Below are 25,796 nucleotides of genomic sequence, written 5' to 3'. Positions count from 1 at the left end.
AATTATATGAGAAAGAGGATTAAACCGCTTGTTGTCTTTGTTTTCTTTGTTAGCTTCATTGCGATTATTTTAGGAGCGAAGCATTATTCAGAAAACAAGGAAACTAAACAGCAAAAGGACGCTATTACACAAACATCAGCTGCTTCTCAGTCAACTGATACTTCAGATTCCGATGAAGCAGACAAAGCCTATAAACCAATCATTGACTTGTCCGGCTGGCAATTGCCAAGTGATATTAACTATGACGTACTAGCAAAAAATGTTTCTGGCGCCATTATACGCGTGCATAGCGGAGCACAAGCAAAAAAAGAAAATGCAGCTACACACTTAAACGGAATTGATAAATCCTATCAACGCCACATAGAAGAATTTCAAAAACGAAATATTCCTGTCGCTGTCTATGCTTATGTGGCAGGTAGCAACAAGAAAGAAATGCAAAAAGCTGCCGAAAGTTTTTATAAAGCTGCTTCAAAATACAAACCGACCTACTACTGGCTAGATGTTGAAGAAAAAACTATGGAGAACATGAATGCTGGTGTTGAAGCTTTTCGCGCTAAGTTATCATCATTGGGTGCTAAGAACATCGGGATTTATGTCGGAACCTATTTCCTTGAAGAACACAGTATCTCAACTAAGAAATTCACAGCTATTTGGATTCCAACTTACGGCTATAATGACGGTTATTACAACACTGCCCCTAAGACAGACTTAAAATACGATTTACATCAATACACATCACAAGGCTCAATTGGTGGTTTTGCACATGATGTCGATCTTAATCAGCTATCTCCTTTAAAAAATCAGACAAAAACATTTAAAAAATTATTTGGTAATGGAAAATAATAACTCTGTAATAGTTTGAATCGAAAACTTTGCAGAGTTTTTCTTTTCTTCTCGTCCAGTTATCACTACTTTCTTGTTTCTAAATATGTTATAATGACTAACAAAGAAAAGTTTAGGGAGTAATGAATGATTTCTTGGTTAATCAGAATTTTTAAGGGAATTGTCATCGCGCTAGGATTTATTCTCCCTGGGGTATCTGGTGGAGTTTTAGCCACTATTTTGGGGATTTACGAGCGGATGATTTATTTTTTAGCGCATATAAAAGAGAATTTTCGTGAAAATGTACTTTATTTTTTACCTGTTGGTATTGGAATGGTTTTAGGGATTGCACTATTTTCCCTGCCAGTTGAATATCTCTTAGAGCATTATAAAATCATTGTTTTATGGGGATTTGCAGGAGCGATTATCGGTACGATTCCAAGCTTGCTAAAGGAATCTACCAGAGAATCTGATCGCGACCGAACTGATGTTATTTGGTTCGTAGCCACTTTTTTCATCTCTGGGATTTGCCTTTATTTCCTCAATAGTTTAGTCGGAACGTTACCTGCAAATTTCTTGACTTTTATTTTAGCTGGTGCCCTTATCGCACTGGGAATTCTCGTTCCAGGTTTAAGTCCTTCAAATTTGCTCTTGATTTTGGGACTGTATTCCCCGATGCTAATCGGTTTTAAATCTTTAGATATTTTGGGAACCTTTTTACCAATCGGAATTGGCGGTCTCCTCGCACTTGTGATTTTTTCAAAATCCATGAATTATGCTTTGGAAAATTATCATTCTCAAGTGTACCATTTTATCATTGGGATTGTCTTATCTAGTACTGTTCTCATCTTGGTACCAAACTCTGGAAATAGCGAAAGTATTCATTATGCTAATACTTCTATCATCACCTTCGTTACTGCTGCGTTCTTCTTTGGATTAGGAACTTGGCTGGGCGCTTGGATGAGCCAATTGGAGGAAAAGTATAAATAATGGCTAAAAAAACAAAAATTAAGAAAACTCTTGTAGAACAAATTTTGACAAAAGCAAAAATCCCTCACAAAGGCCTTCAAATCAATGCTTTAGAAGGACAATTGCCTGAAGGAATAGAGCGCTCGCAGATTTACAAAACATTGGCTCTAACAGGCGATAAAACAGGGACAATCATTGGGATTTTGCCCATAACAGAACATCTAGCTGAAAAAAAGCTGGCCAAAATATCTGGTAACAAAAAAGTAAGCATGATTCCGCAAAAAGATTTAGAAAAGACGACTGGCTACATTCACGGAGCAAATAATCCTGTCGGCATTCGTCAAAAACACCACTTTCCTATTTACATTGACAATTCAGCTTTAACAGACGAGACTATTATCGTATCGGCTGGAGAATTAGGACACAGTATTGAAATTAACGCAGAGGATTTAGCCCATTTTGTTGAGGCGACCTTTGCAGATTTAAAAGAGGATTCAAAATAGAAAGGAAACTGTATGAAACTCTACTTCGTTCGACACGGGAAAACTCAATGGAATTTAGAAGGACGCTTTCAAGGAGCCAATGGTGATTCACCGCTGCTTGAGACTTCTATTGAAGAATTGCACTTGCTTGGAAAACACATAGCTCACATTAAATTTGACAAAATTTTTTCAAGTGATTTACCACGCGCAATGGCAACTGCACAGATTATCAATAGCGAAAATTATTTTTCACAAGTCGTTGAGTCACATGCCGAGTTGCGTGAATGGCAATTAGGCTCCCTAGAAGGACAGAAAATTTCTACGATTACGGCTATCTATCCTCATCAAATGGAAGCTTTCCGTCACAATCTAGCGAAATTTAACAACTCTATTTTTGGTGCGGAATCAGTCTACAATACTACACGACGTACAATAGACTTTATTAAATCACAAAAAGGACAATCTTATGAAAATCTTCTTTTTATTGGTCATGGAGCGAATTTAACCGCTTCTTTACGTTTGTTACTAGGTTATGACTTTGCTCAACTTCGCCAGCAGGGTGGTCTCACAAATGGAAGTGTCACCATTCTTGAAACGCAAGATTTTGAGCATTTTACACTTCTTGATTGGAACAATGTTGATCACTTAAAAACAATTGAAACCGTGAGCGTATAAAATCATGGTTTTTTCTTTATTTATAGGTGAATTTCTGCCTTATTTATGATAGAATGAGGAAGGTAAACTTTAGGAGGAAGAATATGACTACTGAACATATTGAAGAATTAAATGACCAGCAGCTGATTCGTCGTGAAAAAATGGCTGCTTTAGCAGAACAAGGCATTGACCCATTTGGTAAACGTTTTGAACGTACTGCAGATTCTGCCCAATTAAAAGAAAAATATAGTGATAAAACAAAAGAAGAGCTACATGAATTAGCAGAAGCTGCTACCATTGCGGGACGACTTATGACCAAGCGTGGCAAAGGAAAAGTCGGTTTTGCTCATATTCAAGACCGCGAAGGTCAAATTCAAATCTACGTCAGAAAAGATACTGTCGGTGAAGAGAATTATCAAATTTTCAAAAAAGCAGATATTGGCGACTTCCTTGGTATTGAAGGTGAGGTCATGCGTACAGATATGGGAGAGCTTTCGATTAAAGCAACTCACATTACACACCTCTCTAAAGCACTTCGTCCATTGCCTGAAAAATTCCATGGACTAACAGACGTTGAAACGATTTATCGTAAACGGTATTTGGATTTGATTTCCAATCGTGAAAGTTTTGATCGTTTTGTGACTCGCAGCCGTATTGTTTCTGAAATTCGTCGCTATCTTGACAACCAAGGATTCCTTGAAGTTGAAACACCTGTACTACATAATGAAGCTGGTGGTGCTGCTGCTCGTCCATTTATTACTCATCACAATGCACAAAATATTGATATGGTGCTTCGTATCGCAACTGAATTGCACTTAAAACGTCTGATTGTTGGTGGTATGGAACGTGTTTATGAAATGGGACGCATTTTCCGTAACGAAGGAATGGATGCCACTCACAATCCTGAATTTACTACAATTGAAGCTTATCAGGCTTATGCAGACTTTGAGGATATCATGGACTTGACAGAAGGGATTATCCAAAGTGCAGCTAAAGCTGTTACAGATGCCGAAAGTGTCCCTTATCAAGGTACTGAAATCTTTATCGGTCGCAAATTTGCACGTAAACATATGCTAGAAGCCATTAAAGAGCAAACGGGCATTGATTTCTGGAAAGAAATGACTCTCGAAGAAGCCACTGCACTAGCTAAGGAATACCATGTAACGGTTGAAAAGCATTTTACAGTCGGTCATATTATCAATGCTTTCTTTGAAGATTTTGTTGAGGATACCTTGATTCAACCTACATTTATCTATGGGCATCCAGTTGAAGTCTCGCCTCTTGCTAAGAAAAATGCAGATGATCCTCGCTTTACCGACCGCTTTGAACTCTTTATCGTTGGACGCGAATTTGCCAACGCCTTTACAGAGTTGAACGACCCAATTGACCAATTATCGCGTTTTGAAGCGCAAGCCAAAGCTAAGGAACTCGGAGATGATGAAGCGACTGGTATCGACTACGACTATGTAGAAGCTCTTGAATACGGTATGCCACCAACTGGCGGCCTCGGAATTGGAATTGACCGCTTAATTATGCTATTGACAGATGTCACTTCTATCCGTGATGTATTACTGTTCCCTACGATGAAGTAAACAATTTCTTATCAAATGAATACTGAGATAACAAAAATGACCTTGCCCCCTCGTTCAAGAGGGACAAGGTCATTTTTTAACTCTATCATAATTGAATTTTTTCGTTCAAAATTCTACTATAATCAAGAATCATTTCTTTTGCTCCATCATACGGCAAGTCATACACTACGTTTGGCATATCTGCACAGGTTTAACAAGTAATCTATCATCATGTATTCCGCCAATAATTTTTCCATTATAATAGATAATAAATTCTCCCATCATAGCTCTATAACTAATATTATCTAATTCAGATACTTGTTCTAAAATAAAGTCTAAATATTCTTTGCTTGAAGCCATTTTTTATATCTTCTTTAATTACTAAAATTTCAATAGTCCATTTTTGTCAAACTTAAAATTTGGTCCCCATGCAACTTCCCAATAATATCCATCTAAATCAGAAAAATAGGCGTGATATCCACCCCAAAAGGTGTCTTGTGGTTCTTTTACAATTCTTCCACCAGCATTTCGTACTAATTCAATTACACTATCAACATCTTCTTTTTGTTCAACATTGTACGCTAATGTAATTCCAGAAAATCCATTTCTCTTTGGTGGGTTATGTTCATCAATATCTTTTGCCAATTGTTCTAAAGGAAATAGTTCAAATTTTGTTCCTGGAGTATTGAAAAAACATACTGGCGGATTATTTTCTTTACAGTCAGTCTTATATCCTAAACCATCTCTGTAAAACTTTATTGACTTTTCCATATCGCTAACACCTAAACAAATACAAGTAATCTTATTCATTACTACCTCCATAATTTCTAATTAACTTTCATCTAATAAATTAAGATTTGTCTTTCTCATCTGGCTTTCGCAGGTTTCTTTTCCGGAAGTTCAGCATACATACCATCCAGAAGTTCCAGAATTAGAGCCTTATCATCAAAACTATCAAATACATGCATCAAGGTTTTTGAATCTTCATACGGATAACGCAGTTCGGAATCTGCAAGCAGTCTGTCCGATGTCGGCGTTCTCTTTAAAAACAGTTCATTATTGCAAATGTCACCTATCAGCTTACCATTAAAATATACAAGGTATCCGCCCATCATAGATTTTATGACAATATCGCCGGATTTAGAAAAACTATCGCGAACATATTCATTAATTTCATTCACCTTGATTATCCCCCTCCAAATTCAAATTTATCTATATCGCCCTAATCTTATCATTTATTAATTTGATAAACGCTATCACTGTTTCTCCTATCATCGGAAGCCCGTAAGGACTAAATAGGAAGCCGATAAGCAATCTTGATATGCCAATTCCGACTTCTCCTTGATTGAAAGAAGCTAATGCTCCAAATATGCAACATCATAACGATATACAACAACGCCGTTCCTATGCCAAGCAAGAATGTCAGAAAAGTTGTTAAAATTGATAAGATAAGACTAATCGGGAATAAGATAATTTTCAATATAAATCGCATACACTACCTCTTTTTCAAATCCAATATTTGCGTTTAATTTTTTCGCCATTTTATACTCGTTTCATATTTTAGTTACATCCATTTTACCACATTTCAAGCAAGTAAAAAAGCACCGTTCCGGCGCTCGTATCTATTTTAATATCTTCCTATAAATTTTTCTTTTGCAATTTTAGTATATCGTTTAATAAACTTACACTTTGCATCAGTGTAGCCGTCTCTATCATGTTCAAATTTCTTCCATAAGTTCAGCTTTAAATGTTCATATTCTTTCGCTACATTATGATTCTCACGTAAGTAATCTCTGAAATATAGTTCATCATTATCTCCGACAACTCTAATGTGAAGATGAAAGACTTTGTCTGCAAAACCTTGCTCCGTGTATCCTTTATTTAATGAGATTCGTCGTGTACTTTGACTCATGCATCACCAATTATTTTCAACAAGAATATTTTTCACTATTTCTAGTTCTTCTGCTAATCGAACCTCAAGTAATATATCTACTATATTCTTTGCCCATATATTTTGAACCGCAGTACTACCAATATGAGATATTCTTACTATATATTTAGCTGGTATCAGGGACAAAATAGCAGTTGCTTCCTCATCATACCAATGCGCCCATTCTTTATTATATTTTACAAGAATTATGGGAAACAACTGCCATAATTCTTCTAAACTCATGTCTTCTAATTTTTTACTCAATCCGTCCTCCACTAGTTTGCATTTATTTCTCACATTTATTATCATTATAACATTTTCAATGTGCATCAGGCGTTTATTATTTCTGATTAAAACTTTTAGCTATCACTACACGAAAAAACAAGTCCAATCTAATCGGACTTGTTTCTTTTTATTTTTATAAGGAGTTTACATAACGATCAACTGCCAAAATGGCAGCAGCAACATCTGAAGCAGAGATTTTAAAAGGCATTTGATGAATGGTTTCACCTTCAATAGTAGCTTGCTTACCAACCTTGAGCAAATCATCATAGCTGGCATTTTCTAAATGCATTTCTGCCAAGGTCGTAGGCATACCAATTTTCTGATAGAAACGAATATATTTTTCCAACTCCTCTTTTGGACGGTTTTCAAGAAAGAGCTGTGTTAGCGTTCCATAAGCTACTTTTTCTCCATGAGTCAGATGATGAATATCACCAGTCAGAGCTGTAAATCCATTGTGAATGGCATGAGCAGCAGCCAATCCACCACTTTCAAAACCAACACCACTTAGAAGCGTATTAGCTTCAATAATATGTTCAAGAGCCGGTGTTACCACTTGTGCCTCACAAGCAGCCAGCGCCTGCAAACCATCCGCAAAAAGTGTTTCTTCACATTTTTTAGCAATGGCAATACCTGCTAGACTCTGCCTTTGCCCCAGCATTGTTAATCCATTTGACTGCATAACCGCACGCGCTTCAACCCAAGTCGCTAAACCATCTGCAATTCCAGAAGCCAACAAGCGCTTTGGAGCTTGAGCAATGACCTTTGAATCAACTAGAACAAGATCTGGGTTCTTGGTGTAAAAAATATATTTTTCAAATGCTCCTTCCTCGGTATAAATTACTGAAAGAGCTGATGTTGGTGCATCTGTCGAAGCAATAGTCGGTGCAATCACGACGGGATTTCCCAATAAATCTGCAATTGCCTTAGCACTGTCAATTGTTTTTCCACCACCAAGACCAATCACTAGATCTGCTCCATCTTTTTCAGCTAAAGCAGCTACCCGATTGATTTCATTATCCGAAGCTTCACCATTAAAACTGACATGCAATACATGAAGTCCATAGCGAGTAAGACAGGATTGGAACTTCTTTCCTACAATTTGATAAACAGTGTTGTCACAAAGCAAAACTGGATGGTTTCCTAAGTTCAAAATCTGTTTTGCATTTTCAAATAAGGCATCTTCACCTTGAATATAGCGAGAAGGGCTTGCAAAAGTTCTCATAAAATACCTCTTCCTACGCAAAAATGGAGATTAGATGTACTTTTGACCATGAATGAATGACCAATCTGCTGCAAAATCATCTACTGCCTTTGAAATAGACGGCATAGCAAAAGCTGCTTCAAAGACATCTGCACCTGCTGTAATAGCATGGGTACCATCAGCAAAAGCCTTGTTGACTTGTCCTACATTTTTAAAGGAAGCCGCTAAAATTTTGCTAGATGAACCTTCTTTCGCAATCGCATCTGCCAATTGGCCAATAACTACATCTGAATCAATGTTCAAATTTTCCATACGGTTATAATAAGGAGCTAAATAATCTGCGCCTGCTTGAATGGCTAATAAACCTTGGAAAATGGTATAAATAGCAGTTGCCGTAATCTTGTAACCTTCTGCTTTTAAAACCTTTATAGCGGCTAAACCTTCAGGGGTTACAGGTACTTTGACAAACACATTTCCACTACAATGCTTGCGAATTTCAGCGGCATCTTTTAAAATTCCCTGATAATCTTTGGCAACAACCTGAATATGAATGGAAGGAGCTTTCCCAATAATTTCTCTAACTTCTTGGATGCGTTTAAAGAAATCAATCTTCCCCTCTTTTTTAGCGATGGTCGGGTTAGAAGTCACTCCTGCCAAGGGGAGAACTTGCGACCATTTTTTTATTTCTTCTACATTTAATGTATCAAGCATGAATTCCATAAACTGGACCTCTTTTATAATGTGTGTTCTGTACGTCCGATAATATCATCTTGTGTTGCTTTGGAGAGTACATTGAAGAATGCCGAATATCCTGCAACACGCACAATCAAATCACGGTGTTTTTCAGGATGTTTTTGCGCATCAATCAAGGTTTCTCTAGAAACAACATTGTATTGAATATGATAACCGTGCAAACGGTTAAAGAACGTACGAAGTAAAGCAATCAATTTAATTTTATCTTCTTCCTTAGACAAGGTCTGAGGATTCACTTTTTGATTGAGCAGAACCCCCCCAACGATTTCATCTGTCGGCAATTTAGAAACAGATTTCAATACAGAAGTCGGACCATTCTTGTCCATATTGTGAGATGGAGAACAGCCTTCAGCGAGCGGTGTTCCTGCATTGCGGCCATCTGGTGTCGCCAAAGTACCGCGACCTTGACCAACATTGGCTGAAATAGAAGATGTTCCTGAATAGCGGATACCGCCAATTGGACCGCGTCCATAACGGGTATTTGGATATTTAGCAATTTCATCCACATAAATATCATAAGCATCAGTCACCAGCTTATCAGCGTAATCATCATCATTACCATATTTCGGTGCATCAGAAATCAACATCTCCTGAATTTCCTTGCCGCGCTCACCTGCATAGTCCGTTTCAAGTGCATGCCAGAGTTCAGCTGGAGTCAATTTGCCTTCTTCAAAGACTAACTTCTTGATTGCTGCTAGTGAGTCTGATAGATTGGCAATACCGACTTGGAGACCAGAAATATAGTCATAGACAGCTCCCCCCTCTTTCAAATGCTTACCGCGTCCGATACAATCATCTGTCAAAGCTGAGCAGAGGATATCCGGCACTTCTCTTTCAAGAGACAGGTCGATAGAATTTTCCACGATGACACTCATACGAGTCAAGTGGCGCAAAGTCTTGTCCCAAGCCGTTTGCAGCTCAGCAAAGCTCTTCATGTCTTTAAAATGACCGAAGCTTGGTGCAAAACGCTTGCCAGATGCGGGATCAATTCCATCGTTCATAGTGATGAGAAGCACCTTAGGGAAGTTCATATAGCTCATTCCCGTACAACGGTAGCCCCATTTACCTGGCACAGCTGTCTCCACACAGCCGATAGCACTGTAGTCGTATGCATCTTCTTCCAAAACGCCTTTGGCAATAAAGGACGGAATAATAATCTCGTCATTATTGAAAGCAGGCATTCCAAAACCTAGTTTCATAACTTCTATGCATTCGTTCATAAAACGAGCATCTAGACCAGCATGGTAGCGAACTGTTAAGTTTGGCTGTGGCAAATGCGTCTGTGCAACAGATCTCAAAACCAGATATGAAAGGGGATTTACAGCATCTTTCTTATCACGTGTTTGTCCACCAATTGTCACATTTTGATACAAAGGACTACCAGCAGATGAGAAAGTATGAGCCTGACTGCGTACTTTATTGATCGTAATCGTCTTAATCCAAAGATTGGTTAAGCGTTCGACAATGCTTTCTTCCGTCTCGCGACCAGCTTCCAAGTCCGACTTAACATAAGGATACATGTATTGGTCAAAGCGCCCATAAGAGAGGGAGTGACCATTAGACTCAATCTGTAAAATACACTGGATAAACCAGACGGACTGAATAGCTTCAGCAAACGTTTCAGCTGGTTCGTAAGGCACTTTGGAACAAATTCGAGCAATTTCCAATAATTCTTGACGGCGCTCTGGGCTTGCAGACTCTGCCATATTTTGAGCTAATTTGACAAAACGCTCCGCATAAGCTTTCACAGCATCCACTACAATGAAAATTGAATCATAGAAATGATATTTATCAATACTAGCCGGATCTGTCAAATCCAAGGCCTCCTTAGCTGCCCGAGCTTTTTCCTCAAAACCTTTCAAACCATATTGAAGCAATTTTTGATAGTTGACTGCCAAGTGAGCATCACCAGAGTTCATCTTTCCTTCCATTCCAAAGAAGCCAGTTTCCATATAAACCTGAACTTCTTCTGGAAGTAAAGCACCAGCTCTAGCGCGGAGGTTATTGTTTTCCCAGAAAGGAGCGATGCTCCGGATTTGTTCTTTGGTTTCCTCTGTAATATAGAAAACATCACCGTCGCGCTTTTCAAAAAGATCTAATTCATTGAGTACAAATTCTAAAGTATACTCTGGGAAAATAGGTGCATCTTTATTAGATGAAGCCTGATTTCCAACAATCATGGTCTCATCTTCAATATAAAGCGTCATATTTTCCAAAATTTCCTTAAGCATATAAGCACGCTTCAGAACATTTGGCTTTTCTTTATGCTCTTGATAAGCTCTTGTTGCAAGAACAGCACGTTCAGCATCAATATAAGGTTTCTTGTCCAGCACATCTTCCCGATACTTGTTCATTCGGTCCGTTAAACTACCAAAATAACTTGTTTGTATAGTCGTTTTTTCTATTTCTTTTACATTAGGCATCACAGCACAACCTTTCTTATGAAATTATTTTTATTTCTTTCGTAACTATTGTAGCATGCAAGATGCAAAAATTCAATCATCTATAATCAATTATCGAATTAAAGATTTTTTGCACATTTGTGCTCAATCAACGTTAAAATAATTTCTTTACAGTGATACAATGTAGTTTATCCTTCCGCTTTCAGTTCATTACTGTAAGCAAGATTGTCTTGGAATTTAAAGAATGGGAAATAGATGAGAGTTGACATAGCTAAAATGACAACTTGGATGAGAGCACCCTGCCATCCTGCTACTAAGAAACCAGAAATAATAGCTGGTGTACTCCATGGCAAGGTCACCCCTGAAAATGGCTGCATAAAGCCAATTGCTATAGAACCATAAACAATTACAGCTGCTAAAACAGGTACAAGAATAAAAGGCAAGAACATGACGGGATTCATAACAATTGGAAACCCAAACACAACTGGTTCATTGACATTAAAGATTGCTGGAAAAGCAGCAACCTTTCCTAGTGCTTTGTATTGTTTAGACTTAGCTGCAAAGAGCATGGCTACCACCAAACCAAAAGTAATACCAGAACCAGACAAAATAAGGAAACTATCCAAGAATTGCTGAGTGACAATGTGAGCACCTTTTCCAACAGATAACTTTCCAGCAGCAAGCAAGGCTTTATTAGCATCCAGATTTGAAAGTAAGAGAGCGGTCACTACACCATTGACAACAGATTGTCCGTGTACACCAAACCACCATAGGAAAGAGATGAAAAAGGCAATACCGATTGCACCGTAAAGGGAACCAGTCAATCCTTGCAGCGGTACTTGAATCACACCATAAATCATTTCGATAAAAGTACCACCCTTTGTCAGCATTTTAGCAAGAATATAGACTACCATGGAAAGAAAGAATATCACAAAAGCTGGAATCATAGCCTCAAATTGCTTGGCGATCGCTTGAGGAACTTGCTCTGGCATCTTAATAACAATATGTTTTTGAATAAACATAGTATAGATACTACCGACAACCAAACCAATAATAATGGCTCCAATAATCCCCTGACCGCCAAACCAAATCTTGGCAATTGCGTCTGTAATTTCTTCACCTTTTTCTGGAATATAAGAAGATTTTAAAAGAATGAAGAAAGAAGATACAGATAACACACCTGCCGGCAACGGCTCTACACCACTATTTTTAGCATAAGAATATCCTATGGAGAAACAGGAAATCAAACCCATAATCGCAAAAGTTCCTGAGTAAACCTGCATAAATGGCTCGGTCCAATTTTTCCCAAAAATGCCTGCAATCGCCTGATTGAGGCCTTCAAATGGTAACTGTCCTACAATCAGAAAGATACTTCCAACAACTGTCAAGGGCAGAATTGCCAACATACCATCCTTTAAGGCAATAATACCGCGCATATTGACAAATTTCATAATCGGCGCAATAATTTTTTGAGTATCTATTTTAGCCATAACTAAGCTCCTTGTTTTTGTTCCAAAAGCCCCAAAGCGAGATTCAATACTTTTTTACCATCTAGCATGCCATAATCCGCCATTGGAATGACCGCAATTGGAATATGGTTCTCTTCGCAAATGGCAGCTGACTTATCCAAAGTATAAGCTACTTGTGGTCCTAACAAAGCAACATCCAAGTTTGGTGCATAATCTGCTAACTTGGCCTGAGAATAAGCATCAATCTCAACCTCTAAACCAGCTTCTTTCGCAGCTATTTTCATATTATTGACCAACATTCCTGTTGAAAAACCTGCTGCACAAAACAACCCAATTTTAATCATATCTTCATCCTCCTGATGATTTATTTTTTCACTTGTAATTCTTTTCTCAAGTCAATGATTTCCTTGATAAGATTAATTTCTGTAATACTGGTCATCAAATGATCCTGAGAGTGGACAAACAAAGCTGTAATTTCTGTCTTTGTTCCCCCCGCTTCCTGTGCCAAAAACTCCGTTTGAAGATTATGAGCTTCTAATAATGCCTGATCTGCCAATTCTAGATACTCATCACATTTTTCAAATTCACCATTTTTTGCTAATGATAAAGCTTGGTAAATATGCTGTTTGGCATCCCCAGCATGCAAGATTAACCCCATAATGATTTGATCAGCTACAATCACTTCCATATTTAACGTTACTCCTATTTTTATTTACAAAATATATCTTTCTTTTATTTGAAAGCGTTTTATTTTTGTTTGTAACTCAAATTTATCATCTTTCTCTTATTCCGTCAATATATCACTGAACAAATTCTCTTTTTTTATATTTATCGCACATTTGTGCTTATCAAGTGAAATAAAAAAGGTCAGAATCATTATTCTTGACCTTTTGAAGATGAAATAACGAGGAAAAGGAGAACTTTTATAAACTACTAATTAACTGCAATATTATCCAATTCCAACACTTTTAAAATAGTTGCTTCATCTGTAACTAAATGGTTGACATACCCAGCACGTAAAACCGCCAAAATAGCGGCAGCTTTTTGACGACCATAGGCAAAAGCCAGACTGTTAGGAACTGTTTTTAAATAATCTAAAGAAATAGCAACTGTTCGATTTTGCAACTGTTCATCAACCAACTCACCATTTTCATCAAAAAAGCGGCAACAAATTTCTCCGACAGCTCCTTCATTTTCCACTGTACGAAAATCTTCAACCGTCAGCATATCCAACCACTGCCGATTCTTTTCATCCACTTGTCCGCCAATACCAACAACAACCACATCTAGTTCTTGCCAACTTCTTTTTAAGTCCTCAAAATATTTAGAAGACAAAATTCCTTTTGCTAAGATCTCGTCTTCCTGTATAATCGTCGCATTCATAAAGCGACAATCCCCATGGTATTTATTAGCCATACTGTAAATGAGGGTATTAACATGATAACGAGCATGAATATGGCTAGGTCCGCCAGCCAATGGAAAAAAATGCACATTATTCAAGTGCCGACTGCCCGAGTGTTCTACCAAGAGACTAAGACTCTTTCCCCATGAAAATCCAACTTTAGCATTGTCATCAATCATCCCCCGAAGCATTCCTGCTGCTGATTGAGCTAACCGCTGCTCCAAATCAGAAGGTGAATCATCCACTTGATTTGCTACGATTTCAAGTCCTTTTAACCCATACTTCTCTTTCACTACATTTTCTAAATGAAACAAACGCGCATCAAAGGCTTCAATCTCGATTTTGACAATGCCTTCCTTTTTAGCTTCAGCCAGCATACGACTCACAGTTGTCCGATAAATCCCTGTCTCTGCTGCAATTTCTGCCTGACTTTTCTCCTCTATATAATAAAGATAAGCAATCTTAGCTAATAGCCTTTTTCTTTCACTTTTCATCTTATCTCCCTCTACTTATCAGACTAGAGTCAATTTGATATTGGCTGCTTTTAGGCGTTGAACCGCTGCTGTCGGAATAGCTTGATCGGTTACCACCTGCGAAACCTGTTTCAAACCAAAACGCTTGACAGTCCCTCTTTTATCAAATTTACTCGAATCTGTTAACACAATCATTTTATCAGATGCTTCCGACATATATTGCACCACTTCGCTACGCATTAAATCTTTACCTGTAAAACCAAGCTCTTCATCATAGCCATCAGTCCCTACAAAAGCATGTTCTACATGGAAAAATTGAATCATTTCCTTAAGTAAAGGACCGACCGTAACTTGCGAATCGTTCTGAAATTCACCGCCTAGCAAGATAATCTTGCAAGAATCTACTTTTCTCACATAGTCTGCGATAAAATAAGAATTTGTAATAATTTTCACGTTCTTCTTAGTACGACAGATTTCTTCAGCTAACAGAGCACAAGTTGAACCAGATTCAATGATAATCGTTTCATTGTCTGCAACAATTTTTGCCGCTTCTTGTGCTATCTTTCGCTTGGTATCATAATGAAAAGAAAGCCGGACATTCAAGTCATCACCACTATTTAAGACCGCATAACCGTGCTCCCGATGAAGCAAGCCTTTCATTTCCAGCTTATCCAAATCTTTCCGAATCGTTACTTTAGAGACTTTTAATTTATCAGATAAAGTATTAACATCAATTTTTTCAAACTCCGAAACGAGCTTAACGATTTCATCTAAACGTTCCATTTTATTCACCTCATTCTTTATTTTAACAGAATTTAAGGAATAAATAAAATAAAAAATAGTTTCATTCGTAATTGTTTTTCTTTCGTTTGTTTGATATAATAAAAGAAAATAAGCAAGAAAAGAGTGTACATCATGAGTGCAGAAAAAGGAATCATCTTTAATATTCAACATTTTAGTATTCACGACGGACCAGGAATTCGGACAACTGTTTTTCTAAAAGGCTGTCCCTTACGCTGTCCTTGGTGTGCCAATCCAGAATCTCAGAAATTTAAACCTGAGCCCATGTTAGACGCTTCTAGCAAAAAGACTATCACCATGGGAGAGGAAAAAAGCGTTGAAGAGATTATCAAAGAAGTTCTCAAAGATAGAGAATTTTATGAAGAATCAGGTGGGGGCCTGACCTTGTCTGGTGGAGAAATCTTTGCCCAGTTTGAATTTGCCAAAGCAATCCTTAAAGCTGCCAAAGAAAAAGGTATACATACAGCAATTGAAACGACAGCCTTTGTAGATCATAACAAATTCGTTGATTTGCTCCAGTATGTAGATTTTATCTATACTGACTTAAAGCATTATAACACCATCAATCACCGCAAAGTCACAGGGGTCAAAAATGAACTAATTATCAAAAATATTCATTATGCTTTTTCGCAACAAAAAACCATTGTCCTGCGTATTCCTGTTATCCCTAGCTTTAATGACTCTCTAGAAGATGCCGAACAATTTGCTATTTTATTTAAAAAATTATCTATTGACCAAGTACAACTCTTACCTTTTCATCAATTCGGTGAAAATAAATATAAATTACTAAAACGTTCTTATGAAATGGAAAATGTGCAAGCTCTACATCCGGAAGACCTCTATGATTATCAGCAAGTTTTTCTTGATTATGAAATCAACTGTTATTTTTAGCTCCTCTTTTCTCCAAAAAACAATCCATTTCTTACGAAATGGATTATTTTTTTATCTTTTCTTGGGCAGATGCAACAACATCTGCAAGGCTGGTTTTACTCAGTTCTTTTTCCATTGTTGCTTGAATTTCTGCTAATTTATCATCTAAAACGAAGTGAATATTTCTGCCAATGGGACAAGACGGATTGGGATGCTCATGAAAGCTAAAAAGTTGTCCAGATTTGCCTAGGCTTTCTACTGCTTGATAGACATCTAAGAGGGTAATGTCTTTTAAATCTTTCCTAATGATAGCTCCTCCCCTCCCACGCGCTACAGAAATCAAGCCCGCGCTTTTCAACTGAGATAAAGTCTTGCGAATAATGACAGGATTTACTCCAACGCTATCAGCTAAAAAATCACTAGTCACTTTATGTTCTTGACATTCTAGTGCTATAACAATCAGCATGTGTGTGGCAATGGTGAAACGACTCGAAATTTGCATATAAAACTCCTTTCATTTGCTGATTCTATTATTAGTATACTTTATTTATGTTGTAACTTCAAGTGTTACTTCTTAAAAAACTCCTTGAGATGTGCAACATAATCTTCTCGCTCACTAATCGCCCGAAGTAAATCATGATTATGCGTATGATGAATTCCATTGACTAAACTTTCGTAATACACTTCATAATAAGGCAACTTCAATATTCTCGCCATTTCCAGTTCTTTATTTACATCATAAGCGACTCGCCTAAAGTCAACATCCGCTAAACCTTGTTCATCAATTTTTAAAATAGCATACTGAGCTCGCAGATCCTTTCGCAAACAAGCATCTAGAAAGAACGGCTGACCGATAGAGCCTGGATTGATAATCATCTGCCCACCCGTCGCATAACGAAGAAATTGCTGATGGATATGCCCATAAATGGCAATTGCACAATGATTTCCTTCAAACAGGCGATCAAAGTTCTCTTGTTGACCAATATGAATCAACTCTCGTCCCCAATTTTTATCTGGCAAATGATGAGTCACAGCAATTTCTAAATCGCCAACTTTTATCAAAAGCTGCAAAGGCAGCTCATGCAATCGGTTCAGTTCTTCAGGTGTGACTTCTTCCAAAAGATACTGGCATAAACAAACCATATATAAATGACTAGGGCGACTGATATCTAATTTCCCATGAAGAGCATTCCAAATGCTATCTTCCCAATTTCCCCGCACTTGAAGGCTAATCGGTAAAGCAGCCATTAAGTCAAGAATTTTCTTTCGCCCCGTTCCGGGTGCCAATAAATCTCCCAAAAACCAGTAATCGGTCACCTGTTCCTTTTTGGCGTCTGCTAACACAGCTTCTAAAGCTGTCGTATTCCCGTGAATATCTGATAATAAAGCAATTTTTCGTTTCATTTTATCGTTTCGTCTGTCCTTTATAAAAATATTATAACAAACCAAGAAAAAACTTCCACTCCCAAGTTTGAGTGAAAGTTTTACTGCCTTATCAATCTACCGACTTTAATGCTTCTAACATGTCAATACGTCTCAATATTGCATTGACCATAAATCCTAAGACAATCAAAATCATGATGATAGAAAAGACTGGTACAAGATAGACAAACACCGATACTGTCGGGTTGAGCAGAAAGGCATCTGGAGCAATTGTCTCTAAAAGGGAGCGATGTAAAATATTTCCTAAAAACAAGCCTACAATAATACCAATAACAGACAAAAGAATGGTCTCTCGATAAATATAAAGCGTGACTTCTTTATTATGAAATCCCAATACTTTAATCGTTGATAATTCTCGAATCCGCTCTGCAACATTGATATTCATCAAGTTATAAAGAATCACAATGGCTAGTAAAATAGAGGCAACAGTTAAAATCTGCATTACAAAACCAAGAGACTTGACAATGACATCAATTTGTTCCAAAATCCCTGTATTTTGTACGACTGCTCGCACGCCTGTTAATTTCATGAAGGATGCTGCGGTATCTTGTACATTTTTACTAGAGGCATCTTTCAATTTTATCAGGTAAGCATTTTCTTGGAACTTACGAGCAAATACCGTTTGATAATAGTCCTGATTCATAAAGATAAAATGCCCTGCGTACATTTCAGTGATACCAGAAACTTTGATTTTATAGAGTTTTCCTTCGTCGGATTTCAGATCAAAAGTATCTCCAACAGAAACATGCATAATGGTTGCTAATTTCTGAGAAATGACCGCTCCATGCGAAGACAAGTTCAAGCTCGCTTTGCTTTGACTATCATATAACTCTATGAAATGATGAAAATCCTTGCCTGTTGTCACAAATAACGCGAGAGACTGTTCATCTTTAGCACCCTTGATTTTTTTGGTAAATGTTTCTTGATAAATGCCGCGTTTTTTAGCTATTTTTTTATCTGCTAATAAATGATTGATTGCTGCTTGCTCGTCTGATTTGAGATGCTGTTTTTGCGAAATGACCGCATCGTATTTGATAATTTCTCCATACTGCCGATTTCCCATACCTTCCATGGAAGAAGACATCCCCAAACCGGCAAATAAGAGGGCGACGGAGCCTGCCACACCAAAAATGGTCATCAGCATTCTTTGCTTGTAACGAAAGATATTTCGAGCTGTCACTTTTTGCGTAAAGCTGAGTCGACGCCAGATGAAGTCAATCCGCTCTAGCAAGATTTTTGAGCCTTTAGTAGGCGCCTTTGGTAACAATAATTGAGACGGCTTTTCTTTCAACTCTTTGTGGGCAATATAAAGGGCTGGTACAACGCCACACAAGACCGAGCACACGAGAGCAATGAGACTGATTTCCCAATAAAAGTCTAATCGCAATGCTGGATAAGTGGAGGTTTTAAAAATAGTTTTCCCTAAGATGTAGGGTAAGAAATAAGTACCTAACAAACTTCCCATTACTGTACCTAACAAACTTGAAACCAAGCCATAAACGACAAATTTCTTAACGACATCTTGGTTCCGATAACCCAAAGCTTTTAAAACACCTGCATTTGTGCGTTCTTCGCTGACAAAACGTGTCATTGTCGTTACCGTTACAAGGGCAGCTACCAGATATAGTACAATCGGGAAAGCATTCCCTACAGCTGAGATGCCATAAGCACGATTCCCCGTTGTTGTGTACTCGTCAGCTCCTGGAAATGTCCGACGTGTATACACACGGTAGGTTGGCACAGACAAGCCAGCTACTTCCTCTTTTGCCTTTTGAATGTCTGCTTGCCCATTTTTTATTTTTGTTTCAGCATCTTTCTTTTGCTTTTCGTATTCAGTTTTTTTATCGTTCAATGTTGCCTGAGCTTGGTCCAATTGCGCCTGACCGTCTGCGATTTGTTGTTTTGCTTGCGCCAATTGAGCTTGACCTGCTTGGTACTCGGCTTGTTTATTTCTTAAGGTTGCCTGACCACTTTGATATTGAGCCAAGCCTGCATCATATTCAGCTTGTTTCGCATTCAATGCCTCAGCTGCAGATTGGTATTGGGCAAGTCCTGCTTGATAAAGCGCTTCTTGGCTTTTGTACTGCGACAGTCCAGTTTGAAATTCAGCCTGCTTTTGCTCCAGTTCTGTACGGACAAGATTTAATTTTGCTTCTTCTTGTGCTAGTTGAGTTTGTGCTGCCACAATTTCAGGCACTGTTGCTGAATCAATTCCTTGTGCTTGGAGCGCGGTCATTTTTTTCTGCAAATCCACTTTAGCTGCTGCTAATTGAACTTGACCTTTTTCCAATTCCGCCTGCGCTATGGCTAATGTAGCTTGAGTATTTGTTACATTTTCTTTTGCAGCAGACAACTGACTAGCTGCCTGATCTAATTGGGTTTTCATTTGGTTCAATTGTGCCCAACCTGAAGAAAGTTGAGCAGTGGCTGTATCCAATTTTGCTTTTGAGCTTGCTAAAGTTTGTTCAGCCTGTGCAATTTGAGCAGCTCCTTGCGCCAGCAAGCTTTCTTTTTCAGTTATCTGACCTTGAGCAGCCTCTAAATCTGCTCTTTTTTGATCAATTTGGTCCTGCGCAGTCCTTAGTTGCTGTCTGACATCTGCCAATACTTGTTGAGAAGTTCGAATTTTTGCTTCGCCTTCCGCAATTTTTGTCTGTGCTTGTTTTTTTATCTCTGATAAACGATTTTTCCCATTATCAGCCACTAGCTTTTCTAACTCATTTTCATGTTGCTTTATCTTTTTTCGATAGGAATCTCCAAAAGAATTGAGCGTTTTTAAATTGTCATACCTCAAACGAGCAACTGTATAGACTGAACTTTGAAATGTTTTGGGTGTCACCACTGCATAAGCAGACAAAGTACCACTCCCTGAGTTAGAATTACCAAGAGAAATGGTTGACGCCAATTCACTTGAATTGACGAACCCTGTCACCGTAAAGGTATGTTGCCTCAAAGCATAATCATTGGTTCCTTCCTCGTTTAAAGTAATGCTATCACCAATCTTATATTTTCCTTGATAAAAACTAGCCAAAGCCACTTGATTTTCCTTGCTTGGAAAATGACCTGAAACAAGCTTGAACTTAGAAATATTAGTTGTCTTAGAAAAAACTCGAACAGAGGTTGAGCTATCCCCAATCACCGTATCTGTAAAATAACCATATTCTACATGTGCATTTGAAATTGTATTCAGTTCTTTTTGGTCAGCTTTGCTGATACCATAGTCTGACATCACTGCCAAATCCATCATTTTCATCTGTGAAAGGTAACGATTGGCTGAGTTTTCAATGTCTGGACTAGCTGCTTTCAGCCCCACTAGCGCAAAAGAACCTAACATCATCAAAAACATAATGGACAGAAAGCGTCCCTTGGACTGATGAAAAGAGAGCCAGATATCCTTATTTAGAATGGATTTTTTCATATCACCACTCCTCACTAATACTCTAGACTTGTAATATCTTGAGGATGTTCATTCAAAGTGACGGACTGAATCCGTGCATCGTGCATGCGAATCACGCGGTCGGCAATCGGAGCTAACGCACCATTATGAGTCACGATAATCACTGTTGCTCCCTGCTTGCGTGACATATCTTGAAGAATTTGCAGCACTTGCTTGCCTGTTTTATAATCCAGTGCGCCTGTTGGCTCATCACAAAGCAAAATTTTGGGATTTTTCGCCACAGCACGCGCAATGGAAACACGTTGCTGCTCGCCACCAGATAATTGAGCAGGAAAATTATGCAGTCGATTTCCTAGCCCAACTGCTGCTAACGCCTTTGCTGCATCCTGCGCATCTTGAACAATTTCAGAAGCTAATTCAACATTCTCTAGCGCCGTCAAATTAGGAACTAAATTATAAAATTGAAAGACAAAACCAACATCATTTCTCCGATAGTCCGTCAACTGGTGAGCGTTGTAATATGCTATATTTTGCCCGTCAATCAACACATCTCCCTCATCATTGCTGTCCATTCCGCCAAGAATATTCAGAATCGTCGATTTTCCAGCGCCAGAAGCTCCAAGAATGATGACTAATTCTCCTTTTTCGATGTCAAAAGAAATGTCATTGTTAGCAATGATTTCTGTGTCTCCCATTTGATACCGTTTGTAACTATGCTTCATTTCAATATAAGCCATCGCCTTTTCCTCTTTCAGTTTCCATGTCCAATTAAATAAACAAGCTGTTGATTTGTTCCTATCTTTATTATAAAATAGACTTAACATAAAGGCAATCATCAATCATCAACAGAGTGTTCATTTAAGGAGTATTATGATGCAAAATCGGCAAACAGCAACCAAACAACACATCAGAGAAGCTCTCATTCAACTCTTGTTAGAAGAAAAATTTGAAACAATTTCCGTTAGTAAACTCTGCCAACGAGCAGGTATCAATCGTGGAACTTTTTATCTTCACTATCTTGATAAATACGATTTGATCGAAACGCTAAAAGAAGAAATCATCGCTCAATTACGCAAAAATTTTGAAGAAACGACAAACACACGTGACCTACTCATTGCCAATCTAAGCTATCTCCAGCAAAATTATGATCTGATTTATGCTGTTTCTCAAAGCCATTACCTCAATTTCCGTGAAACAATCCGTGAATTCATGCTTAGCATTTTAACTAACGAGCAACACAGACTTCAAACCGAATACTTTTTAAAAGAAAATTTCACCATTTCTAAAAAATATGCGCTGGAAGTTTTTTTATCTAGCGTAGAGGGTATTATCTCACTCTGGATTTCAAGTGGAGTTAAAGAAACACCTGAAGAAATGACGAATACGATTTTAGAAACCTTTGATTACGATGCTTGGCAATGATAAACTAAAAAACTCTATTTCTAATCGGGAAAATCCCTTTTAGAAATAGAGTTTTTGATTTATATCTTTTCTAGCTTAAGCTCAGAAATTGAAAGATTGTAAAGTGAGATGACAGAATACATGTTATAATTCTCTGGTACACGTTTTTATATGCAATCATGTCATCATTGTTCTCTATCATCTAGACGTGATTTTCTAGCAATATCTGCCAAAATATGATTTACAAATTCTGCAACTGTTTCTGTATGTGTTTGTTTACTTCCGTAACGACGAACATTCACCGTACCGTCTACTTGTTCCTTGTCCCCTACAATCAATTGGTAAGGAACTTTATGGGTTTGACTTTGACGAATCTTGTATTGCATTTTTTCATTGCGTTCATCAACATCCACGCGGACACCACGATTGCGCAGTTCTTTCGCCACTTTCCAAGCATAGTCAGCATGTGCTTCATTAGAAATCGGAATGACTGTCACTTGATGAGGAGCAAGCCAAGTTGGGAAAGCACCTTTGTAAGTTTCAATCAAGTAAGCAATAAAGCGCTCCATAGTAGACACGATACCACGGTGAATCATGACTGGACGATGCTCTTCACCGTCTGCTCCGACATAATGAAGGTCGAAACGTTCTGGTAGCAAGAAGTCTAATTGAATAGTGGAAAGAGTTTCTTCATTTCCAAGAGCCGTTTTTACTTGGACATCCAACTTAGGACCGTAGAAAGCAGCTTCGCCTTCTGCCTCAAAGTAATCCAAACCTAAGTCATCCATTGCTCCTTTTAACATGCGTTGAGCATTTTCCCACATTTCATCATTATCAAAATATTTATGCTTGTCATTCGGGTCACGATAAGACAGACGGAAACGATAGTCTGTAATATTGAAGTCTTTATAAACGTCAATCATCAAATCCAGCACATGTTTAAATTCTTCTTGAATTTGCTCCGGCATGACAAATAAGTGAGAATCATTCAGCGTCATTTCACGAACACGTTGGAGTCCTGAGAGCGCACCTGATTTTTCAAAACGGTGCATCATACCAAGTTCTGCAATGCGAATTGGCAGCTCACGATAAGAATGCACATGGTTTTTATAGACCTCAATATGATGCGGGCAATTCATCGGACGAAGAACAAATTGTTCACCGTCTCCCATATCCATTGGCGGGAACATATCTTCTTGGTAATGTTCCCAGTGACCAGAAGTTTTGTATAAATCCACACTAGCAAGCGGTGGCGTATACACGTGTTGGTAGCCGTCATTGACTTCGCGGTCTGTAATATAGCGCTCTACGATACGACGAATAGTCGCACCATCTGGAAGCCAGAATGGAAGTCCTTGTCCAACTTCAGGAGAAATCATGAAAAGATCCAACTCTTTACCGAGCTTACGGTGGTCACGTTCTTTCGCTTCTTCACGCATTTGGAGATAGTTTTTTAGGTCTTTCTTATCAAACCAAGCTGTTCCATAAATCCGTTGCATCATAGCATTGTCGCTATTTCCACGCCAGTATGCACCCGCTACATTTAACAAATGGAAAATTTGAATACGCCCAGTTGACGGTACATGAGGTCCACGACAGAGATCCACATATTCTCCTTGACGGTAGATTGTAAGCCCTCCTTCGTCTTCTGAGTGCTCCTCAATCAATTCCAACTTGTAAGGATCATTCTTGAAAATTTCTCGTGCTTCATCCTTTGTCACTTCTTCTCGGATTGACGGGAAATTTTCCTTGACAATCTTCTTCATTTCTTCTTCGATACGAGGCAGGTCTTCGTTAGAGATTTGACCAGCTGTATTGTCCGTATCGTAGTAGAAACCGTCCTGAATAGCAGGACCAACCCCTAAGTGAATCTCTGGGAAGAGACGACGGGCTGCTTGCGCAAAGAGATGAGCAGCAGAGTGACGCAAGATAGGCAGGGCATCTTCATGGTCAGGTGTCACAATCTCGATTGATCCATCTTCTGTAATGGCACGAGTGGTATCTATGAGTTTGCCGTTGAATTTACCAGCCAAGGCTTTCTTTGCCAAGGAATTGCTGATAGATTGGGCAATGTCAAAAGTCGTGCTGCCTGATTCATATTCACGAACAGCGCCATCTGGGAAAGTAATCTTAATCATAGTTTTCTCCTTTAATATCTATTTTATTTGTATTGGGCAATTTTAAGAGCCGAGCAATCTCTTCAGCGGTCTCCTTTTCCGATCGACTGCCGTCTGTCATGAGGCTAGGATAGCCTAATTTTTTTGCTTCCTTCCGCACCATTTGGGCAAAAAGAATGTCCCGCTGCATCCAGTTTTCAAAAGCTTGCTCAGGATTGGATGTGTCCTCTAAAACATAGGGAACCCATTCTCTCTGCCGATAATGCTTTGTCTGAAAATCAGCTGTCGGAGTCAAGCATAGATAGGAAACCGCTGGTTCTTCAAGACTTTTTACCAGGTGAGGCAGAAGCCCTGCTCCCTCCAGTAAGAGTGGTTTATCTTGATTATTTAGCAAGTAAGATGTCACATAAGGAAAAATCTCCTCATAAAAACACCATTCTTCACCTGCCATCTCCTCTGGATGTCTCAGCCAGATTTGATCCGGACTTCTGTCCTGTCTCAGAAGGGAAATCGGCTTTGCGTTCGCTCTTGCTTGATCCATCATCTGGTCTGTCAAATCATCTAACTTGATATGAAGCAGCCCATACTGCTGAGTAAGAAGGGAGGCAATTGTTGACTTCCCACTGCAAGGCGATCCACCAATCATATAGAGCATAACTCTTCCTCCTTCCGACAAAATAAAAAGCGGCAATCCTAAAAGGACGTCGCAACGTGGTTCCACCTTCATTCATGTACAACAAAAAAGTTTGTTGACACCTCTGATTGGCTCTAACGTAGCCACCGTTTTATGTTTGCATAAAAATAAATCGAGTAGTCCCAGCTACATCCTCTGCGTGATTCCCAGCTCCACACGCTCTCTGAAAGATTTCCTGTAGGTGATATGTCTCTAAAAAGTATTATAACACGATTGGAAAAATTTGCAAGCCCTATGATTAAAATGTATTGTGTTTTGGAACCATTCGAAACAGCACAGCTCTAAAACAATGCAACCTTCGCTTTGATCCTAAATAATGTTTTGGAACCATTCGAAACAGCACAGCTCTAAAACCCAAATTAGGGGAATTTAATAATCTGATTGGTTTTGGAACCATTCGAAACAGCACAGCTCTAAAACTTATAAAATGGTTCTTTCAACATTCCTTTAGTTTTGGAACCATTCGAAACAGCACAGCTCTAAAACTTCTTTGCAACTCATCATCACTTGCCGACTTGTTTTGGAACCATTCGAAACAGCACAGCTCTAAAACTAAGGGACTACCCAATAATCGACCAGTTTCGTTTTGGAACCATTCGAAACAGCACAGCTCTAAAACATGACAGAACAATTTAAAGCGAATATTGGGGTTTTGGAACC

23 protein-coding genes, 3 pseudogenes and 1 CRISPR repeat array (1 of these 27 only partly in view) are annotated in these 25,796 nt (G+C 38.5%); of the genes and pseudogenes, 7 read left to right on the top strand and 19 right to left on the bottom strand.

The window, feature by feature from the left end; genetic code table 11:
* Window positions 1–6: 6 nt before the first annotated feature.
* The 5 genes from EL079_RS01315 (at window position 7) to lysS (ending at window position 4,519) form a co-directional block, all read left to right on the top strand.
* Complete coding sequence (locus EL079_RS01315; protein WP_003023924.1) at window positions 7–843, top strand: glycoside hydrolase family 25 protein; 837 nt, start codon at window positions 7–9, stop codon at window positions 841–843.
* A gap of 126 nt (window positions 844–969) precedes the next feature.
* A complete protein-coding gene (locus tag EL079_RS01310) occupies window positions 970–1,812 on the top strand; it encodes a DUF368 domain-containing protein (protein WP_003032470.1) in 843 nt (280 codons plus the stop codon).
* Window positions 1,812–2,294: an aminoacyl-tRNA deacylase gene (locus tag EL079_RS01305; RefSeq protein ID WP_003032488.1), complete on the top strand. Its 483-nt coding sequence runs from the start codon at window positions 1,812–1,814 to the stop codon at window positions 2,292–2,294. The genes EL079_RS01310 and EL079_RS01305 overlap by 1 nt, the downstream gene beginning before the upstream one ends.
* Window positions 2,295–2,306: 12 nt before the next feature.
* On the top strand, window positions 2,307–2,948 hold the full coding sequence (locus EL079_RS01300; RefSeq protein ID WP_003032463.1) for a histidine phosphatase family protein: 642 nt from the start codon (window positions 2,307–2,309) through the stop codon (window positions 2,946–2,948).
* An 83-nt stretch (window positions 2,949–3,031) separates the two neighbouring features.
* Window positions 3,032–4,519 carry a lysine--tRNA ligase gene (lysS, locus tag EL079_RS01295; RefSeq protein WP_003032473.1) on the top strand — a complete coding sequence of 496 codons (1,488 nt, stop codon included), beginning with the start codon at window positions 3,032–3,034 and terminating at the stop codon, window positions 4,517–4,519.
* A 124-nt stretch (window positions 4,520–4,643) separates the two neighbouring features.
* Here lysS and EL079_RS01290 read toward each other — a convergent pair.
* From EL079_RS01290 to EL079_RS01230, 13 genes and pseudogenes are all read right to left on the bottom strand, one after another.
* Window positions 4,644–4,858: pseudogene (locus EL079_RS01290) on the bottom strand (TfoX/Sxy family protein); the annotation flags it as partial.
* Between the two features lie 21 nt (window positions 4,859–4,879).
* Window positions 4,880–5,308, bottom strand: a complete 429-nt coding sequence (locus tag EL079_RS01285) for a VOC family protein (protein WP_003032481.1) — start codon at window positions 5,306–5,308, stop codon at window positions 4,880–4,882.
* A gap of 56 nt (window positions 5,309–5,364) precedes the next feature.
* On the bottom strand, window positions 5,365–5,679 hold the full coding sequence (locus EL079_RS01280) for a TfoX/Sxy family protein (protein WP_003032465.1): 315 nt from the start codon (window positions 5,677–5,679) through the stop codon (window positions 5,365–5,367).
* Window positions 5,680–5,710: 31 nt separating this feature from the next.
* Window positions 5,711–5,990, bottom strand: a pseudogene (locus EL079_RS01275) (CD1845 family protein).
* Between the two features lie 135 nt (window positions 5,991–6,125).
* Window positions 6,126–6,692: pseudogene (locus EL079_RS01270) on the bottom strand (GrpB family protein).
* A 154-nt stretch (window positions 6,693–6,846) separates the two neighbouring features.
* Window positions 6,847–7,935 (bottom strand): glycerol dehydrogenase, encoded by a 1,089-nt coding sequence (locus EL079_RS01265; protein WP_003032467.1) that lies wholly within the window; start codon window positions 7,933–7,935, stop codon window positions 6,847–6,849.
* A gap of 30 nt (window positions 7,936–7,965) precedes the next feature.
* The gene (locus EL079_RS01260) at window positions 7,966–8,634 is read right to left on the bottom strand and encodes a fructose-6-phosphate aldolase (RefSeq protein ID WP_003032474.1); all 669 of its coding nucleotides are present in this window, start codon (window positions 8,632–8,634) and stop codon (window positions 7,966–7,968) included.
* A gap of 14 nt (window positions 8,635–8,648) precedes the next feature.
* The gene (locus EL079_RS01255) at window positions 8,649–11,090 is read right to left on the bottom strand and encodes a glycyl radical protein (RefSeq protein WP_003032459.1); all 2,442 of its coding nucleotides are present in this window, start codon (window positions 11,088–11,090) and stop codon (window positions 8,649–8,651) included.
* Window positions 11,091–11,257: 167 nt separating this feature from the next.
* Complete coding sequence (locus EL079_RS01250) at window positions 11,258–12,559, bottom strand: PTS sugar transporter subunit IIC (protein WP_003032486.1); 1,302 nt, start codon at window positions 12,557–12,559, stop codon at window positions 11,258–11,260.
* Window positions 12,560–12,561: 2 nt separating this feature from the next.
* A complete protein-coding gene (locus tag EL079_RS01245; RefSeq protein ID WP_003023895.1) occupies window positions 12,562–12,882 on the bottom strand; it encodes a PTS sugar transporter subunit IIB in 321 nt (106 codons plus the stop codon).
* A 20-nt stretch (window positions 12,883–12,902) separates the two neighbouring features.
* Window positions 12,903–13,226, bottom strand: coding sequence for a PTS lactose/cellobiose transporter subunit IIA (locus tag EL079_RS01240; protein WP_003032480.1), 324 nt, complete (start codon window positions 13,224–13,226; stop codon window positions 12,903–12,905).
* Between the two features lie 245 nt (window positions 13,227–13,471).
* Window positions 13,472–14,434: a sugar-binding transcriptional regulator gene (locus EL079_RS01235; RefSeq protein ID WP_003032484.1), complete on the bottom strand. Its 963-nt coding sequence runs from the start codon at window positions 14,432–14,434 to the stop codon at window positions 13,472–13,474.
* An 18-nt stretch (window positions 14,435–14,452) separates the two neighbouring features.
* The gene (locus EL079_RS01230; protein ID WP_003028982.1) at window positions 14,453–15,196 is read right to left on the bottom strand and encodes a DeoR/GlpR family DNA-binding transcription regulator; all 744 of its coding nucleotides are present in this window, start codon (window positions 15,194–15,196) and stop codon (window positions 14,453–14,455) included.
* A gap of 132 nt (window positions 15,197–15,328) precedes the next feature.
* On the opposite strand from EL079_RS01230, the gene EL079_RS01225 reads away from it, so the two are divergent.
* Window positions 15,329–16,105, top strand: coding sequence for a glycyl-radical enzyme activating protein (locus EL079_RS01225; RefSeq protein ID WP_003023885.1), 777 nt, complete (start codon window positions 15,329–15,331; stop codon window positions 16,103–16,105).
* A 43-nt stretch (window positions 16,106–16,148) separates the two neighbouring features.
* On the opposite strand, the gene EL079_RS01220 is transcribed toward EL079_RS01225, so the two are convergent.
* The 4 genes from EL079_RS01220 to EL079_RS01205 form a co-directional block, all read right to left on the bottom strand.
* Entirely contained in the window at window positions 16,149–16,586 is a 438-nt protein-coding gene (locus EL079_RS01220; RefSeq protein ID WP_003032469.1) for an Rrf2 family transcriptional regulator, read from the bottom strand.
* Window positions 16,587–16,651: 65 nt separating this feature from the next.
* Window positions 16,652–17,488, bottom strand: a complete 837-nt coding sequence (locus EL079_RS01215; protein WP_003032475.1) for a metallophosphoesterase family protein — start codon at window positions 17,486–17,488, stop codon at window positions 16,652–16,654.
* A 91-nt stretch (window positions 17,489–17,579) separates the two neighbouring features.
* Window positions 17,580–20,945, bottom strand: coding sequence for an FtsX-like permease family protein (locus tag EL079_RS01210; protein ID WP_003032460.1), 3,366 nt, complete (start codon window positions 20,943–20,945; stop codon window positions 17,580–17,582).
* 14 nt (window positions 20,946–20,959) lie between these two features.
* Window positions 20,960–21,661 carry an ABC transporter ATP-binding protein gene (locus EL079_RS01205; protein ID WP_003032477.1) on the bottom strand — a complete coding sequence of 234 codons (702 nt, stop codon included), beginning with the start codon at window positions 21,659–21,661 and terminating at the stop codon, window positions 20,960–20,962.
* 133 nt (window positions 21,662–21,794) lie between these two features.
* Here EL079_RS01205 and EL079_RS01200 point away from each other — a divergent pair, with 133 nt between their 5' ends.
* Window positions 21,795–22,346, top strand: coding sequence for a TetR/AcrR family transcriptional regulator (locus EL079_RS01200; protein WP_026248178.1), 552 nt, complete (start codon window positions 21,795–21,797; stop codon window positions 22,344–22,346).
* Window positions 22,347–22,510: 164 nt separating this feature from the next.
* Here the strand turns inward: EL079_RS01200 and thrS are convergent, their stop codons facing one another.
* Entirely contained in the window at window positions 22,511–24,463 is a 1,953-nt protein-coding gene (gene thrS / locus EL079_RS01195; RefSeq protein ID WP_003032466.1) for a threonine--tRNA ligase, read from the bottom strand.
* The gene (locus EL079_RS01190; RefSeq protein WP_003032482.1) at window positions 24,456–25,097 is read right to left on the bottom strand and encodes a nucleoside/nucleotide kinase family protein; all 642 of its coding nucleotides are present in this window, start codon (window positions 25,095–25,097) and stop codon (window positions 24,456–24,458) included. The genes thrS and EL079_RS01190 overlap by 8 nt, the downstream gene beginning before the upstream one ends.
* A 291-nt stretch (window positions 25,098–25,388) precedes the next feature.
* A CRISPR array of direct repeats spans window positions 25,389–25,796; the repeat unit is 36 nt; unit sequence GTTTTGGAACCATTCGAAACAGCACAGCTCTAAAAC (it continues 1,147 nt past the right edge of the window).

The organism is Streptococcus anginosus (assembly GCF_900636475.1).
Lineage (GTDB): Bacteria > Bacillota > Bacilli > Lactobacillales > Streptococcaceae > Streptococcus > Streptococcus anginosus.
This window is presented reverse-complemented; position numbering and strand designations above follow the sequence as displayed.

What these genes read in the sequence shown, in the direction of transcription:
- EL079_RS01315 (WP_003023924.1), top strand. Translation starts at nt 7, where the DNA reads ATGAGAAAGAGGATTAAACCGCTTGTTGTCTTTGTTTTCTTTGTTAGC.
- EL079_RS01310 (WP_003032470.1), top strand. Translation starts at nt 970, where the DNA reads ATGATTTCTTGGTTAATCAGAATTTTTAAGGGAATTGTCATCGCGCTA.
- EL079_RS01305 (WP_003032488.1), top strand. Translation starts at nt 1,812, where the DNA reads ATGGCTAAAAAAACAAAAATTAAGAAAACTCTTGTAGAACAAATTTTG.
- EL079_RS01300 (WP_003032463.1), top strand. Translation starts at nt 2,307, where the DNA reads ATGAAACTCTACTTCGTTCGACACGGGAAAACTCAATGGAATTTAGAA.
- lysS (WP_003032473.1), top strand. Translation starts at nt 3,032, where the DNA reads ATGACTACTGAACATATTGAAGAATTAAATGACCAGCAGCTGATTCGT.
- EL079_RS01285 (WP_003032481.1), bottom strand. Translation starts at nt 5,308, where the DNA reads ATGAATAAGATTACTTGTATTTGTTTAGGTGTTAGCGATATGGAAAAG.
- EL079_RS01265 (WP_003032467.1), bottom strand. Translation starts at nt 7,935, where the DNA reads ATGAGAACTTTTGCAAGCCCTTCTCGCTATATTCAAGGTGAAGATGCC.
- EL079_RS01260 (WP_003032474.1), bottom strand. Translation starts at nt 8,634, where the DNA reads ATGGAATTCATGCTTGATACATTAAATGTAGAAGAAATAAAAAAATGG.
- EL079_RS01255 (WP_003032459.1), bottom strand. Translation starts at nt 11,090, where the DNA reads ATGCCTAATGTAAAAGAAATAGAAAAAACGACTATACAAACAAGTTAT.
- EL079_RS01250 (WP_003032486.1), bottom strand. Translation starts at nt 12,559, where the DNA reads ATGGCTAAAATAGATACTCAAAAAATTATTGCGCCGATTATGAAATTT.
- EL079_RS01245 (WP_003023895.1), bottom strand. Translation starts at nt 12,882, where the DNA reads ATGATTAAAATTGGGTTGTTTTGTGCAGCAGGTTTTTCAACAGGAATG.
- EL079_RS01240 (WP_003032480.1), bottom strand. Translation starts at nt 13,226, where the DNA reads ATGGAAGTGATTGTAGCTGATCAAATCATTATGGGGTTAATCTTGCAT.
- EL079_RS01235 (WP_003032484.1), bottom strand. Translation starts at nt 14,434, where the DNA reads ATGAAAAGTGAAAGAAAAAGGCTATTAGCTAAGATTGCTTATCTTTAT.
- EL079_RS01230 (WP_003028982.1), bottom strand. Translation starts at nt 15,196, where the DNA reads ATGGAACGTTTAGATGAAATCGTTAAGCTCGTTTCGGAGTTTGAAAAA.
- EL079_RS01225 (WP_003023885.1), top strand. Translation starts at nt 15,329, where the DNA reads ATGAGTGCAGAAAAAGGAATCATCTTTAATATTCAACATTTTAGTATT.
- EL079_RS01220 (WP_003032469.1), bottom strand. Translation starts at nt 16,586, where the DNA reads ATGCAAATTTCGAGTCGTTTCACCATTGCCACACACATGCTGATTGTT.
- EL079_RS01215 (WP_003032475.1), bottom strand. Translation starts at nt 17,488, where the DNA reads ATGAAACGAAAAATTGCTTTATTATCAGATATTCACGGGAATACGACA.
- EL079_RS01210 (WP_003032460.1), bottom strand. Translation starts at nt 20,945, where the DNA reads ATGAAAAAATCCATTCTAAATAAGGATATCTGGCTCTCTTTTCATCAG.
- EL079_RS01205 (WP_003032477.1), bottom strand. Translation starts at nt 21,661, where the DNA reads ATGGCTTATATTGAAATGAAGCATAGTTACAAACGGTATCAAATGGGA.
- EL079_RS01200 (WP_026248178.1), top strand. Translation starts at nt 21,795, where the DNA reads ATGATGCAAAATCGGCAAACAGCAACCAAACAACACATCAGAGAAGCT.
- thrS (WP_003032466.1), bottom strand. Translation starts at nt 24,463, where the DNA reads ATGATTAAGATTACTTTCCCAGATGGCGCTGTTCGTGAATATGAATCA.
- EL079_RS01190 (WP_003032482.1), bottom strand. Translation starts at nt 25,097, where the DNA reads ATGCTCTATATGATTGGTGGATCGCCTTGCAGTGGGAAGTCAACAATT.